Genomic DNA, 17323 nt, shown 5'->3' with positions numbered 1-17323 from the left:
AGGAAGCCACCCGAAGCGGCCTCGTCGCAACCCTAAAATTGCAGACGCCACAACGAGTTAGCCATGACCGCTTCGAACCCCCATTCCACGCCCGCACCGAACAGCCCGCACCCCGCGCCCGCCGCCGACGACAACCAGCTGATTGCCGAACGCCGCGAGAAACTCGCCGCGCTGCGCGAGCAGGCCCGGGCTTCCGGCGCAGCGGTCTTCCCGAACGACTTCAAGCCGCGCGACCACGCCGCCGCGCTGCACGTGCGTCACGAGGGCCAGGACAACGACGTGCTGGAGGCCAACCCCGTCACCGCCTGCGTTGCCGGCCGGATGATGCTCAAGCGCGTGATGGGCAAGGCCTGCTTCGCGACGCTGCAGGACGGCTCGACCGACGGCAACCCGCGCATCCAGCTCTACATCACCCAGGACAACGTCGGCCCCGAGCTGCTGGCCGCCTTCAAGCACTGGGACCTGGGCGACATCCTCGGCGCCGAGGGCACGCTGTTCCGCACCAAGACCGGCGAGCTGTCGATCAAGGTCACGACGCTGCGCCTGCTGACCAAGAGCCTGCGCCCGCTGCCCGACAAGTTCCACGGCATGACCGACCAGGAACAGAAGTACCGCCAGCGCTACGTCGACCTGATGACCGACGACGGCGCGCGGGCCCGCTTCCGCGCCCGCAGCAACGCGGTCGCCAGCATCCGCGGCTTCATGCTCCAGCACCAGTTCCTGGAGGTCGAGACGCCGATGCTGCATCCGATCCCCGGCGGCGCGAACGCCAAGCCCTTCATCACCCACCACAACGCGCTGGACCAGGAGATGTTCCTGCGCATCGCGCCCGAGCTCTACCTCAAGCGCCTGGTGGTCGGCGGCTTCGAGCGCGTGTTCGAGATCAACCGCAACTTCCGCAACGAAGGCATCAGCGTCCGGCACAACCCGGAGTTCACGATGATGGAGTTCTATGCGGCCTACTGGAACCACCACGACCTGATGGACTTCACCGAGCAGCTGCTGCGCCACGCCGCGCAGCAGGCCACCGGCTCGGCGCGGGTCAGCTATGCGGGCAAGCCGGTACACCTGGACGAGCCGTTCGCGCGGCTGTCGGTGCGCGATTCGCTGGTCGTGCATGCCGGCCTGAGCCCCTCCGAGGCCGATGACGCCGACGCGATCCACGCCCGCCTGAAGTCCCTGGGCGAGGAACCGCCGGCGCACTGGAAGCTCGCGCAGCTGCAGTTCGGCCTGTTCGAGGCGGTGGTCGAGGAGAAGCTCTGGCAGCCGACCTTCATCATCGACTACCCCGTCGAGGTCTCGCCGCTGGCGCGTGCCAGCGACGCCAACCCGGCCATCACCGAACGCTTCGAGCTGTTCATCACCGGCCGCGAGTTCGGCAACGGCTTCTCCGAGCTGAACGACGCCGAAGACCAGGCCGCGCGTTTCCACGCCCAGGTCGCCAACAAGGACGCCGGCGACGAGGAGGCGATGTTCTTCGACGCCGACTTCATCCGCGCGCTCGAATACGGCATGCCCCCGACGGGCGGCTGCGGCATCGGCATCGACCGCCTGATGATGCTGCTGACCGACTCGCCCAGCATCCGCGACGTGGTGCTGTTCCCGGCGCTGCGGCGCGAAGGCTGATCGACGGAGATGCCGATGGACACGCGCAAGTCTTCACTTTCCCGCCGCCGTGACCTGCTCGCGCTGGCGGGCGCGACGCTGGCCGGCGCCGCCCTGCCGGGCGTTGTCCGCGCACAGGACGGCAAGACCGTGCGCCTGCTGGTCGGCTTTCCTGCCGGTGGCGGCACCGACGCGATTGCGAGGCTGCTGGCCGAGCGGTTGAAGGATCAGCTCGGCGTCACCGTCATCGTCGAGAACAAGCCCGGTGCCGGCGGCCAGCTGGCCGCGCAGGCGCTGAAGGCCGCACCGGCCGATGGCACGACGCTGTTCCTGAGCCACGACCACACCATCTCGATCCTGCCGCTGGTGGTGCGCAACCCGGGCTATGAGCCGGCGCGCGACTTCGTGCCGGTGGCCGGCTTCGCGACCTTCGTCAACGCACTCGCGCTGTCCGGCGGCACGCCTGCGCGCAGCCTGGCCGAGTACGTCGCCTGGGTGCGCACGCAGGGTCAGGGCAAGGGCGCCATCGGCGTGCCGGCACCGGCCTCGGTGCCCGAGTTCCTGGTGCAGGTGATCGGCCGCAAGTACGAGCTCGACCTCGTCGCCGCGCCCTACCGCGGCAGCGCGCCGATGATGACGGACATGCTGGGCAACCAGATCGCGGCCGGCGTCGGCTCGATTCCCGACTTCATCGAGAACCACAAGGCCGGCAAGATCCGCGTCGTGGCCGTGCTCGGCGGCGCCCGGCAGGCCGCACTGCCGGACGTGCCGACCTTCGCCGAACTCGGTCTGGCCGGCTTCGAGGACGTGCCGTACTACGGCGTCTTCGCGCCGGCCGGCACGCCGCGCGCCGCCATCGACGGCTTCTCGTCCGCCCTCGGCAAGGTGCTGGCCCAGCCGGACGTGCGCGAGCGCCTGACCGCGATGGGCCTGAGCGTCGGCCTGATGAGCGCCAGCCAGCTCGGCGAGCGCGAGGCGGCCTACGCCAAGGTCTGGAGCCGCGTCATCACGGCCAGCGGCTTCAAGCCGCAGTGAGTCCCCCGGGCCCGCAGGAGAACGCCATGAGCGACGACATCCGCGCCGACTTCAGCCATGACATCCGCGTGATCGAACGCGCCCCGGCACGGCTGCTGGCGATGCGCCACATCGGCCCCTACGGCGAGGGCGTCGGCCGCTTCTGGCAGGAGACCTTCCGGCCCTGGCTGATCGCCAGCGGGCTGGCCGGGCGGCCGATGGTCGGCATCGGCCGCAGCGACCCGTCGACCACCCCGCCGGAGGATTGCCGCTACGACGCGGCGGTCGAGGTCGACGCCGACACGCCGGTGCCGGCCGGTGACGGCGTCTTCGCCTTCACGCTGCCCGGTGGCCTGCACCTGGTGCAGCGCTTCGAGGCCGACCCGTCGAGCATCGGCGAAGCCTGGTCGACGATGTTCTCGCGCACCTTGCCCGCCAGCGGCCTGACCATCGCCGGCTCGCCGTTCGAGTACATGGGCAAGGACTCGACCTACGACCCGCAGACCGGCCGCTTCAGCTTCGAGCTGTGCGTGCCGGTGCGGCGTCCGGGCTGACGCCCGGACCTGACACCCTTCAGCGGCCGTTGATCAGCGCAGCTCGAACTGCACCCGCGAGGTCGCGACGGTGTCGCCGGACGGCCGCTCGGCGGTGATCTGCGAGCGGTTCAGCAAGACCCGCTCGGCCGGCAGCTTCGCGGCCAGGTAGGCCAGCACGCGGTCTCCGCGGGCATCGGCCAGCGAACGCAACGCGCGCTCCAGCGCGGCGGGTTCGAGCGCGGGGATCGGGGCGGATGCAGCGGATGCAGCGGCTGCGGCTGATGCGGTGGCCGATGCAGCAGCCGATGCCGCCGGAGCGGCCGCCGTGGCCTTCATCGCCTCGGCATGCGCCGCCTGGATCGCCGCGCCGTCCAGCGCCGGATCGGCCCGGCCGGTCGCTTCGAGCTTCAGCTGCGGCTTGTCGATCAGGCGCTGCGCCAGCGCGTCCAGCCGCTCGCGGCCGGCGTCGTCGAGTTCGGCCGATCCGGGCGCGAAGGCCAGCGCGCTGGCCTCGTTGCTGTCGCCGCCGAACAGCATCGCGAAGGGCGCGGTGACGGCCTTCTCGATCAGGTTGACGACCACCTTCCAGATCACGCCGCCGACCGAGAACTGCGGGTCGTCGAGCGTGCCCGAGACCGGCATGCGGATGTCGATGACGCCGTTGCGGTCCTTCAGCAGCGAGACCGCCAGGCGCACCGGCAGCGAGGTCGCGTCGGGGCTGTCGACCTTGTCGCCGAAGGTCAGCTGGTCGAGGAAGAGCTGGTTCTCGGCCTGCAGCTTGCCCTGCTCGATCTGGTAGCGCACGTTGACCGACATCGAACCCTTCTCGATCGCGTAGCCGGCGTAACGCTCGGCATAGGTGCTCATGCGGGTCAGCGCGATGCCGCGCGCCGAGGCCTCGATGTCGGTCGACAGCCGCGCGCCCAGCGGGTGAACCCGGCCGGCGATGCGCAGCGGCGCGCCGTCGTCGAGCGCACCGGTCAGCGACAGCCGGGCCGGCTCGGGCGCGGCCGAGCTGAGCGCCGACAGCTCGCCCTTGAGCTGCGTCAGCCGGGCCGAGTAGTTGGGCTTGATGAAGTTGTCGGTGAAGAAGACGCTGCCGTCGCGCAGCGCCACGCCCTGCCAGCGCAGGTTCAGCACCGGGCCGTTGGACGGGCCGACCGGCTCGGGCCTGGGCTGTGCCGCCAAGGCCGCCGGCTGCGGCGTCGTGATCGACTGCGGCGCCGCGCCGCGTTCACGCCGGGTGATGTCGGCCAGGTTCAGGTGGGCGTCCGGGTGCAGGATCACGCGGGCCTGCAGGCCGTCCAGCGCGATGCGGCCGAAGTCGGCGTCGAGCTGGCCACGTCCGGCCGCACCGGCGCCTTGCCAGCGCGCGTCCAGGCCGTCCAGCCCGACCCGCCGCCAGCGCACGAAGTCGGCGCCGGTGACGCTGTCCTGGGTCTGCAGGCCGTCCAGGCTGAAGCGGCCGGCGTAACGGACGTCGACCGCCTTCATCGCCGCCGCGTCGACCAGCGGCGAGGCCGGCGCCGACAGCGTCAGCTCGCCCTGGGTCGACACCTGGGCGCCGACCAGCTTCAGGTTCACGACCGGGTCCAGCCAGGCCTGCAGCACCCGCAGGTCCAGCGCGTCGACGCCGATGGTGGCCTGCAGCTTCAGCGGCTCGGCCGGCGGCAACAGGCCGCTCAGCTCGCCCGTCAGGGTCAGGCGGCCGGCCGGCGGCGCGCCCTTGGCGCTTGCCGCGTTGGTCGCGTTGGTCGCATTGCCCGTGCTGGCCAGCACGCGGGTCACCAGCTCGAACGCCCACGGCGCCTGGGCCGGCTGGGCCAGCTGCTTCAGCGTCAGGCCGAGTTCGTCCAGCGCCAGCCGCAGGGGCGGCTGCAGCGTGTCGTCGCGCAGGTGGACGGCGCAGTCGCGGCAGGCGAACTCGTCGAGCTTCCAGGCCAGCGCGGGCGCGGGTGGCTGGCCTTCGGGCGCCGACGCCGCAGCGGGCGCAGGCGCCACAGCCGCCTGGGCCTCGGCCGGCTGGCGCACCAGGTCGAGCTTCAGGCCGTCGAAGGCGATGCGGCCGACCGTGTGCTGGGCGGCCAGCGGCTGGGTGTCGATGGCCTCGATGCGCAGCTGCTGCCAGGCCGCATCCACGCCCAGTCCGGGCAAGGCCAGCGCGAAGCCGTCGATCGCCAGCTGACCGCGCACGCGCAGCTCGGGCGGTTGCGGCGCGGGGCGGGTCTCGAAGGCCACGTCCAGGTCGGTGGAGACGGCGCCTTCCAGCCGGGTCGGTGCCAAGGACGGCGGCAACACCGCCTGCAGCAGGCTCAGCCAGTCGGCCAGCTTCACGTCGCGCCAGGCCAGCTTCAGGTCGGCCGGGCGTTCGGCCGCGAACGGGCGCGCGTGGCCGCCCAGCTTGAAGTCGCTGCCGTCGATGCGGGCCTCAAGCAGCGGCTGCACCTCGGTCGCCACATCGGCCGGCAGGTTGGACAACATCGGCAGCGCCAGCCGCAGCGACTCGACACGGTGTTCGATGACGCGGGCCCCGTCGCGGCCATCCCGGTAATGCAGCGCCCCTTCGCTCAGCTGCAGGTTGTGCAGCGCGAAGCGGGCGGGTTCGCCGGCCGGCTTGGGCGGCTCGGCGGCGGCGCGTTCGCGCAGGCGGTCGACGATCGGGCTGAAGTTGAAACGTTGCGCGTCCAGCCGCTCGACGTTCAGCGCCGGGGCCTCGACCGACAGGCGCTCGACCACCGGCGCGCGCAGCCACAGGCTCTGGCGCAGCGCGACGTCGGCATGCAGCCGGCCCAGCGTCGCGAGCGGCGCGTCGGCCGCCCCGATGCGCAGGCCCTGCACCGTCAGCGCGACCTGCCACGGCGCGATCTCGATGCGCTCGATCGTCACCGGCACGCCCAGCGCGTCGCTGGCGGCGGCCTCGGCCCGGGTCTTGACGAAGCCGGGCAGCCAGACGCCGATCAGCAGCGTCCACAGCAGCGCCAGGCCAGCCAGGCTGGCGACACCGATCAACAGGCGTCGGCCGTTGCGGCCGAGGCGGAACGAGGGCGTGGCGGCGGTCGAATCGGGCGTGGGCGCGGGTGTGGGCATCTGTGAACGACAGGCGGGACGTGGCCCGACAGCGTAACGGCTATCCCAAGCACCCGTCGGAACGAACCGTGAGCGCCGGTGTCAGGCGGCGCGGTGGCCGGCCGCGCCGAGGTCCAGGCCCAGCACGCCGAACAGGTCCTTCGGGTCCTGCTGCTCGGGCACCAGCGCCAGCGGCTCGCCCAGGCCGAGTTCGCGGGCGCTGTCGCGCAGCCAGCGCAGCGCCGAGTGGTCTTCCAGCGCGAAGCCGACCGAGTCGAACACCGTCACCTCGTCGTCGCGCCGCCGGCCCGGCGCCTGGCGGGTCAGCACGCGCCAGAACTCGGTCACCGCGAAATCGGCCGGCATCTGCTGGATCTCGCCCTCGATGCGGCTCTGCGGCTCGTATTCGACGAACACGCTGGCGCGTTCGAGGATCGCCGCGTCCAGCTCGGTCTTGCCGGGGCAGTCGCCGCCGACCGCGTTCAGGTGCATGCCCGGCGCGATGTGGCCGGGGCGCAGGATGGTCGCGCGGGTCTTGTCGGCCGTGACGGTGGTGACGATGTCGGCGCCCTGCACCGCCCGGTCGACGCTGTCGCAGGCGATCAGCCGCAGCCCCGGCACGCCGGCCAGCGCGCGCTGCAGCCGGGCGGTGGCGGCGCGGTCGACGTCGAACAGCGCGATCTCGCCGATGCCCACGAGGTGATGGAAGGCCAGCGCCTGGAACTCGCTTTGCGCGCCGTTGCCGATCAGCGCCATGCGCCGGCTGCCGGGCCGCGCCAGCGTGCGGGCGGCCAGCGCCGACATCGCGGCGGTGCGCAGCGCCGTCGTCAGCGTCAGCTCCGACAGCAGCAGCGGCAGGCCGGTGGCGACCTCGGCCAGCACGCCGAAGGCCATCACGGTCGGCAGGCCGGCGCGGGTGTTGGCCGGGTGGCCGTTGACGTACTTGAAGCTGTAGAGCGTGTCGTCGGCGATCGGCATCAGCTCGATCACGCCGTCGCGCGAATGGGCCGCCACGCGCGGCGTCTTGTCGAAGTCGGCCCAGCGGCGGTAGTCGGCCTCCAGGTAGCCGGCCAGGCGCTCGAAGGTGCCGGCGATGCCTTGGGCGGCGACGATGCGGGCGACGTCGCCGGGCGTGAGGAAGGGGGTCATGGGTGTCTCCGGAAGGGGGTTCGACAGCGGGTCGAACGGTTGGAGACGATTCTTCGAGGCTGGCGTGCCAGCCGCCAGACGGCAGAACGCTGCGTTTTCGACAGGAATTTGGCAGAACGACAGGCGCCGCTGACAATCTGCACAAAGGAGGTGCCGCATGGACACCGTCGACCTGCAGCTGATCGGCCTGTTGCGCGCCAACGCCCGCGAGAGCATCGCCAACCTCGCGCACCGGCTCGGCGTCTCGCGCGGCACGGTCAGCAACCGCCTCGCGCGGCTGGAGGACGCCGGCGTGATCGTCGGCTACACGGTGCGGCTCAAGCCCGATGTCGAGACCACCCAGATCAGCGCCTGGACCAGCATCGCCATCGAGGGCAACCAGACCCGCGCGGTGATCGCCACGCTGCTGGGCGAGCCCGGCGTGGCGGCGCTGCACGACACCAACGGCCGCTGGGACCTGCTGGCCGAGCTGCGCGCGGCCAACCTGCAGGAACTCGCCGCCGTGCTGGAGCGCGTCCGGCTGATCAAGGGCATCGGCGCAACCGAGACCAGCATCCACCTGCAGACGTATCGGGTCGGCTGAGGCACGCGGCCCCGCCGTCCCCGCCGCTTTCCGTGATCAGCGCTGGCTGCGCGCCTTGCGCCCGTCGAACTCGGCCAGCTGGGCCTTGAGCAACATGAACAGCGCACGGGCGTCGGGCTCGCTCATGCTCAGCACGTGCATCGGCTCGCGGTCGTCGGGCGGAAATTGCTGGATGAACAGGCCGTCGAAGCCGATGTCGACGAGGCCGTGCGAGTTGCTGGCCGACTTCCAGCGCTGGACTTCGATGCGGGTGATCTTCTTGGTGGCCATGGCCGGGGGTGCGCTTGGCAGGGTTCCGAGGCGCCGCATCATGCCAGCGCCGCTCAGTCCAGCACGACACCGGCCGTGGCCACGACCTGCTTCCAGCGTTTCAGGTCGGCCGCCAGAAGCTCGGCCAGCTCACGCGGCGTCGAGGACACCGGGTCGGCGCCCTGCTCCTGCAGCCGCGCCACGGTGGCCCGATCCGACAGGACGGCGTGCAGCGCGCTGACGAGCCGGTCACGCACATCGACCGGCAGGCCCTTGGGCGCGAAGACGCCGAACCACGAGTCGACCACCATCCCCGGGTAGCCGGATTCGCTCGCGCTGGGCAGTTGCGGGAACAGCGGCGAGCGACGTGCGCCCGTCACCGCGATGGCCTTCAGCCGGCCGGACCGGATGAACGGAAGAGCCGCCGGGATCGAGGCGAACATCAGCTGGACCTGTCCGCCCATCGTGTCGGTCAGGGCGGGCGCCGCGCCCTTGTAGGGCACGTGGACGAGGCGGACACCGGCCTGTTGCTCCAGCATCTCGCCGGCCAGGTGGAAGACCGAACCCGACCCGGCCGAGCCGTAGTTCAGGTCGCCCGGGTGCGCCTTCGCATGGGCGATCAGCTCGGGCAGCGTGGCCACCGGCAGGCCGGGATGGACGACGACGACGTTGTTGACCCGGGCCACCATCGAGACCGGTTCGAAGCTCGTCACCGGGTCCCACGACAGCTTCGGGTAGAGCGCCGGATTGATCGCGTTGGTGCCGTTGTAGCCCATCAGCAGCGTGTAGCCGTCGGGCCGCGCCTGCGCGACGACGGCCGCACCGATGTTGCCGCCGGCCCCGCCGCGGTTGTCCACCACGACGGTCTGACCCAGCCGCTGCCCCAGGCCCTCGGCGACGATGCGGCCGACGATGTCGGTGGTGCCGCCGGCCACGAAGGGCACGACCAGCGTGATGGGTCTGGCGGGATAGGCGACCGGCTGCGCGGCAGCCGGTCCGATCACGGCCAGCAGGGCCAGGCCCGCCAGCCAGCGGCGCAAGGGGTCACGTGAGTTGACGTGCATGGACAGGTCTCCCGTCATCAGGGTTTCAGAACGTGGCGTGGGCGCGCATGACCACGGTGCCGTCGGGCAAGGTCATCCAGACGGTCAAGCCACCGTCGTCGCCCGGTCCGGCGTGGGGCAGCAGCGGCTGGCCGAGGACGGCCGGACTCAGGCCCCGGTAGCGAAAGCGCTTGAGCGCCCGTCGACCCGTCTGACGGGCATGAGCGGCCAGTCGGGTGGCGATCAACGGCCCGTGCACGACCAGCCCGGCATAGCCCTCCACCTCGCGGCAGTAGTCGGCGTCGTAGTGGATGCGATGGCCGTTGAAGGTCAGCGCCGAGTACCGGAACAGCAGGGTCGAGTCCGGCGTGAAAGGCTCGCCGATCGCCGTCGCCTCGGGCAGGTCCGGCGGCGGGTGGCCCGCGCTCACACCAGTGCCATCGCCGGCCGCGACACGCTCCCGGTAGACGATGTGATGCCGCTCCGTCAGGGCAAGCTGCCCGAGTTGCCACAACTCGTGGCGCACGGTGACGAAGACCAGTTCGCCGCTGCGGCCGCGCTTGTGCTCGACCGACTCGATGCAGGAACGTTTCTCGACCGTCGAACCCAGCGTCAGGACGGCATGGAAGACGATGTCGCCGCCCGCCCACATCCGGTTCGGCAGCGGCACCGGCGGCAGGAAGCCGCCGCGCGCGGGGTGTCCATCGGGCCCCAGTGCCGAAGCGGGCTGGCCTTCGAGGAAGTAGATCCAGTGCCAGAGCGGCGGCAGCGGCATGCCGGACCCGGCGTGGCCGGGCGACAGCCCGAGCGTGGCGCACATCAGGCCGGCCTGGCGTGGCGACAGGGTGTCGGTGATGACCGATCCGCGTCCGACCCACTGCCGCAACGTGTCGATGTCGATGTCACTCATGTGTGGTCTCCTGAGTCAGGGGCGAGAACTCGCGGCGCAGCGCGGCGCCGTGCTGGCCGATCGACGGGATCGGCCCGAAGCGCGGGGTGTCCCAGGCGGTGCGGACCGGCGGCGCGATCACCTGGATCTCGACATCGCCGACCTGCATCGGCCAGGTCCGCAAGGCCGGGTGTGTCGCCAGCTCGGCCACCGAGCGAACCTGCCCGTGGGCCGTGCCGGCGTCCACCAGCCGCGTCAGGACCTCGGCGATGCCGAGCCGCCCGAACACCTCGCCCACCAGGGCGTCGAGGGCAGCCCGGTTGCGGACACGCGCGTCGTTGCCGATGAACCGCACGTCATCGGCCAGCGCAGGCTGTTGCAGGAACACCGCGCAGAAGGACCGCCACTCGCGTTCATTCTGGATGCCGATGACGACCTGCCGGCCTTCGGCCGTGACGAAGGCGCCATAAGGGGCGATCGACGGATGCCTCAGGCCCTGCCGGGTCGGCGCGCCCGCGCCGTGGACCTCGTGCAGGTAGGGCACCGTCATCCAGTCGGCGGCGGCGTCGAACAGCGACACCGACACACCCGAGCCGACACCGCTGCGCTGGCGCTGCGCCAGCGCCGACAGCACGCCGATGGTGGCGTTGAGTCCTGCGCCGATGTCGCAGATCGACACGCCCACGCGGCCGCAGGCCTCGGGAGAACCGCTGATCCCGGCGAGTCCGCTCTCGCACTGGACCAGCAGGTCGTAGGCCTTGAGCCCGCTGGCCGGGCCGTCCAGGCCATAGCCCGAGATGTCGCAGGTGACCAGCCTCGGATGGCGCTGGCGCAGCGCCTCGCTGTCGAAGCCCGCCCGTGTCAGCGCCCCCGGCGCCAGGTTCTGCACGAACACGTCGGCACGCGAGAGCAGCTGCTCCAGCAGGGCGGCGTCCTCGGGCCGCTTGAAGTCGAGAACCAGCGACTCCTTGCCGTGGTTGGTCCACACGAAGTAGGACGACTCGCCGTTGGCCACCCGGTCATAGCCGCGCGCGAAGTCGCCCTCGGCGCGCTCGACCTTGATGACACGCGCGCCCATCTGGACCAGCCGGCTGGTGCAGATCGGGGCGGCCAGCGCCTGCTCGATCGAGACCACCAGCACGCCGTCCAGAGGCCGCATCGACGCGGCCGAAGGCAAGGCTTCAGCGGCCATGGCTGGCGGTGAAGCTGGCCTTGCCCAGGATCTTGTCGCCCAGACCGCGGTTCAGCACGAAGCCGTGCAGGGCCGCCGTGCCGGTGCGCGGGATGCCGGACGCCGCGTGCAGGTCCGGCACCGACAGCGCGTACAGCGTGAAGACGTAGCGATGCGGTGCATCACCCACCGGCGGACACGGCCCGCCGTAGTTGCCGTTGGCACCGCCGACGCCGGTGTCGTGGAAATCGTTGCGCCCGCCGAAGGCCGGTGCCGGCAGGCTGCCGGTCGAGCCACCCGCACCGCGCGCCAGGCCCGTGGCGGTCGCGGGGATGTTGTAGACCGTCCAGTGCCAGAAGCCGCTGCCGGTGGGGGCATCGGGATCGTGAACCTGCAGGGCGAACGACTGCGTTCCGGCCGGTGCATGGCGCCAGACCAGTTCGGGCGACAGGTTGCCACCGGTGCAGCCGAAGCCGTCAGCCAGGTGGATGGGCGGGAACACGCCGCCCGCGAGATCGGGGCTGGACAGGCTGAAAGCCTGGGGCGACGTCTGGGCATTGGCGCCGCCACAGGCGGACAAGGGAAGGATCGCGGCGCAGACCAGCGCGGCGGAGGCCAGGGACTTGAACATCATGGAAGCACTCCAGGTTTCGGTATTCACGAAAACTCAGACCGATCAGGTCCGTACAGCCATGTTCGTCCCGACGGAGACTTTGTCCCAGCGAGAACTCACAAGATATGCTTTCGTGAATGACAAAACCTCGACTCACCCCGGGCCACTACGACCTGACCGATCTGCGGGTCTTCCTGGCCGTGGCCCGGACCAGCAGCGTGTCGCGCGGCGCGCAGCGTTGTCACCTGGCGCCGTCGACGGCCAGCCTGCGGCTCAAGGGCCTGGAGGAAGCCTTGGGCACGCCGTTGTTCGAACGCCGTTCACGCGGCGTCGAGCTGACCCGGGCCGGCCTGGTGATGCTCGAACATGCCCAGCGCTGCGTGGCGCAACTCGATCAGATGCATGCCGACCTGCAGCCCTACTCGCAGGGCCTGATGGGGCATGTCACCTGTTTCGCCAACAACAACGCGATCAGCTCGCACCTGCCCGATGACCTGGCGCGCTTCTTTGCCGCCCACCCGTCCGTGCGTGTCACGCTGGAGGAACGCCTGAGCACGGACATCGTCGCCGCCGTGGCCGCCGGCCGTGCCGACCTGGGCGTCGTGGCCGTCGAGGTCAACCACCCCGAGCTCGAATCCCGGGCCTACCGGGAGGATGAGCTGGTGCTGCTGGCGCCCTTGAGCAGTCCGTTGGCGGGTCGCCGCTCGGCCTCGTTCACCGATTGCCTCGGCCTGCCCTTCATCAGCCTGCAGCAGGGCGCTGCGCTGCACACCTTCCTGATGAACCACGCGGCGGCGCTGGGCGGCCGGCTGGACGTGCGTGTGCAGGTCTCGGGCTACCGGGCAGTGGCCCGGCTGGTCGCCTCAGGCGCCGGCCTGGGCATAGTGCCGCGCACGGCGATCGAACAGCCCGACCGCGAGCAGGTCGCGATCCTCCGGCTTGAAGAGGACTGGGCGATGCGCCACCTGAGCGTGTGCATGCGTCGGCACGCGATGCAGGAAAACGTCTTCCTCGAACGGCTCGTGAACATCCTGTGTCCGCCGCCGTCGCCAGCGGCCCGATGAGGGCGGGCCGGGCCGGACGTCGGCCTCAGACGTTGAACAGGAAGTTCATGACATCGCCGTCCTTGACGATGTATTCCTTGCCTTCGGCGCGCATCTTGCCGGCGTCCTTGGCGCCCTGTTCGCCCTTGTAGGCGATGAAATCGTCGTAGGCGATGGTCTGGGCGCGGATGAAGCCGCGTTCGAAGTCGGTGTGGATCACGCCGGCCGCGTTGGGGGCGGTGTCGCCAATGTGGATGGTCCAGGCGCGCACTTCCTTCACGCCGGCGGTGAAGTAGGTCTGCAGGCCCAGCAGCTTGAAGGCGGCGCGGATCAGGCGGTTCAGGCCGGGCTCGTCCTGGCCCATCTCGGCGAGGAACATGGCGCGGTCGTCGTCGTCCATCTCGGACAGCTCGGACTCGGTCTTGGCGCAGATCGCCACCACCGGCGCGTTCTGGGCCGCCGCGTAGGCCTTCAGGCGGTCGAGCAGCGGGTTGTTCTCGAAGCCGGTCTCGGAGACGTTGCCGACGAACATGGCCGGCTTGGCGGTGATCAGGCACAGCGGCTTGACGATCGCCTGCTCTTCCTTGCTGAACTCGATCGAGCGCACCGGGCGGGCCTCGTCCAGCGCGGCCTGGCACTTCTCCAGCACCTTCACCAGCGCGGCGGCTTCCTTGTCGTTGCCGGAGCGGGCGGCCTTGTTGTAGCGGTGCAGGCTCTTCTCGACCGTGCCGAGGTCGGCCAGGCAGAGTTCGGTCTGGATGACCTCGATGTCGGCGATCGGGTCGACCTTGCCGGCGACGTGGATGACGTTGTCGTCCTCGAAGCAGCGCACGACATTGACGATCGCGTCGGTCTCGCGGATGTGGCTCAGGAACTGGTTGCCCAGGCCTTCACCCTTGCTGGCACCGGCGACCAGGCCGGCGATGTCGACGAACTCGACGATGGCCGGGACGATGCGCTCGGGCGAGATGATCTCGGCCAGCTTGCCCAGCCGCGGATCGGGCACCTCGACCACGCCGACGTTGGGCTCGATGGTGCAGAACGGGTAGTTCTCGGCGGCGATGCCGGCCTTGGTCAGCGCATTGAAGAGGGTGGACTTGCCCACGTTGGGCAGGCCCACGATGCCGCACTTGAGGCTCATGTCGGGATCTCGGGGTGTTCGGGTCGGCATCGCCCGGGCGGGCGACGGCAAAGACGCGGATTGTAGGTTTGTGCCCCTGGCGCCGAACGGCTGGACCGACACTGGCGGGCATGAAGTCCACCGCATTGCCGGGCGTCCTGACCGCCCTTGCCCTGTTCGCCACGCCCGCCGCACATGCCTGGGGCCGCGCCGGACATGAACTCGTGGCCGGCCTGGCCCAGTCGCGCCTGAGCCCGGCGGCCGATGCCGAGGCGCGCCGGCTGCTGGCGCGGGTCGACGCGACGCGGCTGGCCGAGGTCGCGAACTGGGCTGATGAGCACCGCACCGCCGCGACGTCACCCTGGCACTACGTCAACCTGCCGGCCGAGACCTGCGAGTACAAGCCGGCCGAACACTGCCTGCACGGCCGCTGCGCGGTCGAGGCAACCAACCGGCAAACGAAGGTGCTGGCGCTGGAACCGGACGACGACGAGCGACTGCAGGCGCTGCGCTACCTGGTCCACCTGGTGGCCGACCTGCACCAGCCGCTGCACGCCGGACGGGCCGACGACCGCGGCGGCAACGGCTACCAGATCAGCTGGAAGGGCCTGGAACACGGCACCAACCTGCACGCGCTCTGGGACTCCGGCCTGATCGAGACACGCCCCGGCGGCCCTGCGGCGCTGCGCCGCGACGTGTCGGCACCGCGCACGCCGCCCGAGCCTGGCTCGTCGCCGATCGACTGGGCCGAGGCGTCCTGCCGCATCGCCCGCTCGGACGGCTTCTACCCGCCGACCCACAAGCTCGACGACCGCGCCGGCCGGACCTACGCGCAGCGCTGGGACCCCGTGCTGGTCGAGCAGCTGGACATCGCGGCGTGGCATCTGGCCGAGGTGCTGGAAGACGCGCTGGGCGGACCGGAGCGGCGCCTGCCGAAGGACCGCAAGCCGCGCCGACGCGCCGAGAAGGGCGACTGAAGCCGGTTCAGGGCTCGGGGCTCAGAACCGCACCGTCCCGCGCACCGGCTGACCCACGCGCAGCGTGCGGCCGATGCCCTCGACGATCACCGCGTTCATGCCGAAGGTGATGGCGCCGTCCAGCCGCGCGTCGGCGCGGTAGCCGGCCAGCGTCAGGCCGGGTTCGCTGCCGCGCACGCCGGTGGCGGGGTCGACGTCGGGCATCGGGCAACGCGGGCAGGGCTTGACCAGCCTCAGCACGACCGGGCCGTCGTCGGTGGTGATGTGCAGCTCGTGCAGGTGGTCCTCGGCATGAGCGTCGAGCCCGTCCAGCACGAGGTTCGGCCGGAAGCGCGCCATCTCGACGGCCGGCTTGCCCTGGTCGGCCAGCCGGCGGTTCAGCTCGGCCAGCGAGCCGGTCGACAGCACGAGGATCGGGTAGCCGTCGGCAAAGCCGTTGAGCGCCTCGATCTCGCCGGTGCGGGCGCGGTTGGACGGCCGGTGCATGGCGGGGTCGGTGACGACCAGCCGGGCGGGTTCGCCGAGGAAGTCGCTGAACCAGCGCTCAGCCACAGGGTCAGCGGCCATGTCGACGGATCGGGCGTCGAAGCGGTCGCCCCAGACCTGCACCGGCACGGCGGTGTCGCCAGCGGGTTCGACCGGCACCGACAGCGTCGGCCGGCCCGGCGCGCTGACCTGCAGCCGGCCGTCGGCGACGACCGCGCGCAGCAGCGCCATCTGCGGGTGGGTGCGCTGGCTGTGGAAATCGCCGGACGGATCGACCAGCATCCAGCGCCGGTCGTGCTCGAACCCGGTGGTCGACAGCCGCACGGCGTCGAAGGCGAGTGCGGCACCGGACTTCAGCGGGTGGACGTGCAGGCTGGCGATGCGGGCGGCGCTGCTGCCGTCGTCGTCGTGGTCATCGTTGATTTCGTGCGTGTTCATGGGCCTTCCGGGTTCACGGGCTGCGGGCTGATCCAGCGCAAGCGCCGGCCTCGGGCGATTGTGGCCAGCCTGTCGCCAGGCCGGCCGCGGCGGGATCGCTCCCTACAATCCCGCGCCATGAACAGCGCTGCTTCCCGCCCCCTCGACGTGTGCATCCGCGGCCAGGGCGCGGTCGGTTCCTGCCTCGCGCTGGCGCTCAGCCGGCAGGGCTGGCAGGTCGGTCTGGCGGGGCTCGATGCGGGCTCGCCGGCCGCCCGTCGCGGGCCGGACGTGCGGGCCTATGCGCTGAACGCCGCGTCGGCCGCGCTGCTGCGCGAGCTGCGGGTCTGGGACGCGCTGCCGGCCGATGCCGTCACCCCCGTCGAGGCAATGGACGTGCGCGGCGACGACGGCGGCCGGCTCGGCTTCGACGCCTGGACCCAGGCCGTCGACGCGCTGGCCTGGATCGTCGACGCCGCCGCGCTGGACGAGGCGCTGGCGCAGGCGCTGCACTTCGCGCCGCATGTCCAGCGCCTGAAGGCCGAGGACCCGCGCGTGCAGCCGGCGCCGGCCGGATCGACGCCCGACCCGACCCGGCCGCTTCTGGCGGTCTGCGAGGGCCGCGATTCGCTGACCCGAGCGGCGCTCGGCGCCGACTGGCAGAAACACGGCTACGGCCACCAGGCGATCGCCGCCCGGCTGGTCGCCGATGCGCCGCACCAGGGCGTCGCGCGGCAGTGGTTCCGCAGCCCGGACATCCTGGCGCTGCTGCCGTTCGACCGGCCTGAGCCGACGTGTTCGTACGCGCTGGTCTGGTCGCTGCCCGATGCGCGCGTGGCCGAGCTGCAGGCGCTCGACGACGCCGCCTTCGAGGCCGCGCTGAACGAGGCCAGCGGCGGTGCCGCCGGCACCCTGCGGCTGGCCGGCCCGCGTGTCGCCTGGCCGCTGATGCTGGCGCAGGCGCAGCGCTGGTGCGGCCCCGGCTGGGTGCTGCTGGGCGACGCGGCGCATGCCGTCCATCCGCTTGCCGGTCAGGGCCTGAACCTGGGCCTGGGCGATGTGCGCGCGCTGGTCGACGTGCTGGTCGCCGCCCGCGCCGACACGCCCTGGCGCGCCGCCGGCGACGAACGCACGCTGCGCCGCTACGTGCGCCGCCGGCAGGCGCCGACCCGGGCGATGGGCACGCTGACCGACGGCCTGCTGCACCTGTTCGCGGCCCACGACGCACCGCTGCGCAACCTGCGCAACGCCGGCATGTCGGCCGTCGACCGGCTCGGTCCGGTCAAGCGCTGGCTGACCGCACGGGCGCTCGACGCCTGAACGGCGGTCACCCGTCACACCCTGGCCTGGCCAGGGACGGAA

The 17323-nt window shown here is 71.4% G+C and carries 16 protein-coding genes; 7 read left to right on the top strand and 9 right to left on the bottom strand.

Annotated elements, in window-relative coordinates; translation table 11 throughout:
• Window positions 1-63 precede the first annotated feature (63 nt).
• From lysS to ACWA7K_RS20225, 3 genes are read left to right on the top strand one after another with little or no spacing between them, the layout of a single operon-like run.
• Window positions 64-1626: a lysine--tRNA ligase gene (gene lysS, locus ACWA7K_RS20235; RefSeq protein ID WP_456163693.1), complete on the top strand. Its 1563-nt coding sequence runs from the start codon at window positions 64-66 to the stop codon at window positions 1624-1626.
• Between the two features lie 9 nt (window positions 1627-1635).
• A complete protein-coding gene (locus ACWA7K_RS20230) occupies window positions 1636-2640 on the top strand; it encodes a Bug family tripartite tricarboxylate transporter substrate binding protein (RefSeq protein ID WP_456163691.1) in 1005 nt (334 codons plus the stop codon).
• Between the two features lie 26 nt (window positions 2641-2666).
• A complete protein-coding gene (locus ACWA7K_RS20225) occupies window positions 2667-3173 on the top strand; it encodes an AraC family transcriptional regulator (RefSeq protein WP_456163689.1) in 507 nt (168 codons plus the stop codon).
• A gap of 33 nt (window positions 3174-3206) precedes the next feature.
• Here the strand turns inward: ACWA7K_RS20225 and ACWA7K_RS20220 are convergent, their stop codons facing one another.
• Both ACWA7K_RS20220 and ACWA7K_RS20215 read right to left on the bottom strand, forming a co-directional pair.
• Complete coding sequence (locus ACWA7K_RS20220; protein WP_456163687.1) at window positions 3207-6242, bottom strand: DUF748 domain-containing protein; 3036 nt, start codon at window positions 6240-6242, stop codon at window positions 3207-3209.
• An 81-nt stretch (window positions 6243-6323) separates the two neighbouring features.
• Window positions 6324-7370 (bottom strand): ornithine cyclodeaminase, encoded by a 1047-nt coding sequence (locus ACWA7K_RS20215; protein ID WP_456163685.1) that lies wholly within the window; start codon window positions 7368-7370, stop codon window positions 6324-6326.
• Window positions 7371-7527: 157 nt separating this feature from the next.
• Between ACWA7K_RS20215 and ACWA7K_RS20210 the strand changes: the two genes are divergently transcribed.
• Window positions 7528-7953 carry an Lrp/AsnC family transcriptional regulator gene (locus ACWA7K_RS20210; protein ID WP_456163683.1) on the top strand — a complete coding sequence of 142 codons (426 nt, stop codon included), beginning with the start codon at window positions 7528-7530 and terminating at the stop codon, window positions 7951-7953.
• A gap of 36 nt (window positions 7954-7989) precedes the next feature.
• On the opposite strand, the gene ACWA7K_RS20205 is transcribed toward ACWA7K_RS20210, so the two are convergent.
• Genes ACWA7K_RS20205 through ACWA7K_RS20185 form a run of 5 tightly spaced genes read right to left on the bottom strand, consistent with a single transcriptional unit; the run spans window position 7990 to window position 11939 of the window.
• Window positions 7990-8223 carry a hypothetical protein gene (locus tag ACWA7K_RS20205; RefSeq protein ID WP_456163681.1) on the bottom strand — a complete coding sequence of 78 codons (234 nt, stop codon included), beginning with the start codon at window positions 8221-8223 and terminating at the stop codon, window positions 7990-7992.
• A 53-nt stretch (window positions 8224-8276) separates the two neighbouring features.
• Window positions 8277-9266, bottom strand: a complete 990-nt coding sequence (locus ACWA7K_RS20200; protein WP_456163679.1) for a Bug family tripartite tricarboxylate transporter substrate binding protein — start codon at window positions 9264-9266, stop codon at window positions 8277-8279.
• Between the two features lie 25 nt (window positions 9267-9291).
• Window positions 9292-10155, bottom strand: a complete 864-nt coding sequence (locus ACWA7K_RS20195; RefSeq protein ID WP_456163677.1) for an FAS1-like dehydratase domain-containing protein — start codon at window positions 10153-10155, stop codon at window positions 9292-9294.
• A complete protein-coding gene (locus tag ACWA7K_RS20190) occupies window positions 10148-11326 on the bottom strand; it encodes a CaiB/BaiF CoA transferase family protein (protein ID WP_456163675.1) in 1179 nt (392 codons plus the stop codon). The genes ACWA7K_RS20195 and ACWA7K_RS20190 overlap by 8 nt, the downstream gene beginning before the upstream one ends.
• A complete protein-coding gene (locus ACWA7K_RS20185; protein ID WP_456163673.1) occupies window positions 11316-11939 on the bottom strand; it encodes a YbhB/YbcL family Raf kinase inhibitor-like protein in 624 nt (207 codons plus the stop codon). Before ACWA7K_RS20185 ends, ACWA7K_RS20190 begins: the two co-directional genes overlap by 11 nt.
• Before the next feature lie 116 nt (window positions 11940-12055).
• Between ACWA7K_RS20185 and ACWA7K_RS20180 the strand changes: the two genes are divergently transcribed.
• Window positions 12056-12982 carry a LysR family transcriptional regulator gene (locus tag ACWA7K_RS20180; RefSeq protein WP_456163671.1) on the top strand — a complete coding sequence of 309 codons (927 nt, stop codon included), beginning with the start codon at window positions 12056-12058 and terminating at the stop codon, window positions 12980-12982.
• Window positions 12983-13007: 25 nt separating this feature from the next.
• Here the strand turns inward: ACWA7K_RS20180 and ychF are convergent, their stop codons facing one another.
• Window positions 13008-14102 carry a redox-regulated ATPase YchF gene (ychF, locus tag ACWA7K_RS20175; RefSeq protein ID WP_456163670.1) on the bottom strand — a complete coding sequence of 365 codons (1095 nt, stop codon included), beginning with the start codon at window positions 14100-14102 and terminating at the stop codon, window positions 13008-13010.
• A gap of 110 nt (window positions 14103-14212) precedes the next feature.
• Here ychF and ACWA7K_RS20170 point away from each other — a divergent pair, with 110 nt between their 5' ends.
• The gene (locus tag ACWA7K_RS20170; RefSeq protein WP_456163668.1) at window positions 14213-15058 is read left to right on the top strand and encodes a S1/P1 nuclease; all 846 of its coding nucleotides are present in this window, start codon (window positions 14213-14215) and stop codon (window positions 15056-15058) included.
• A 21-nt stretch (window positions 15059-15079) separates the two neighbouring features.
• On the opposite strand, the gene ACWA7K_RS20165 is transcribed toward ACWA7K_RS20170, so the two are convergent.
• Window positions 15080-15982: an MOSC domain-containing protein gene (locus tag ACWA7K_RS20165; RefSeq protein ID WP_456163666.1), complete on the bottom strand. Its 903-nt coding sequence runs from the start codon at window positions 15980-15982 to the stop codon at window positions 15080-15082.
• Between the two features lie 117 nt (window positions 15983-16099).
• Between ACWA7K_RS20165 and ACWA7K_RS20160 the strand changes: the two genes are divergently transcribed.
• Window positions 16100-17281, top strand: coding sequence for an FAD-dependent monooxygenase (locus tag ACWA7K_RS20160; RefSeq protein WP_456163664.1), 1182 nt, complete (start codon window positions 16100-16102; stop codon window positions 17279-17281).
• Window positions 17282-17323: the final 42 nt, after the last annotated feature.

Source organism: Leptothrix mechoopdaensis (SeqCode), assembly GCF_053893855.1.
The sequence above is the reverse complement of the archived record's forward strand: the minus strand, read 5'-3'. Positions and strand labels throughout refer to the sequence as shown.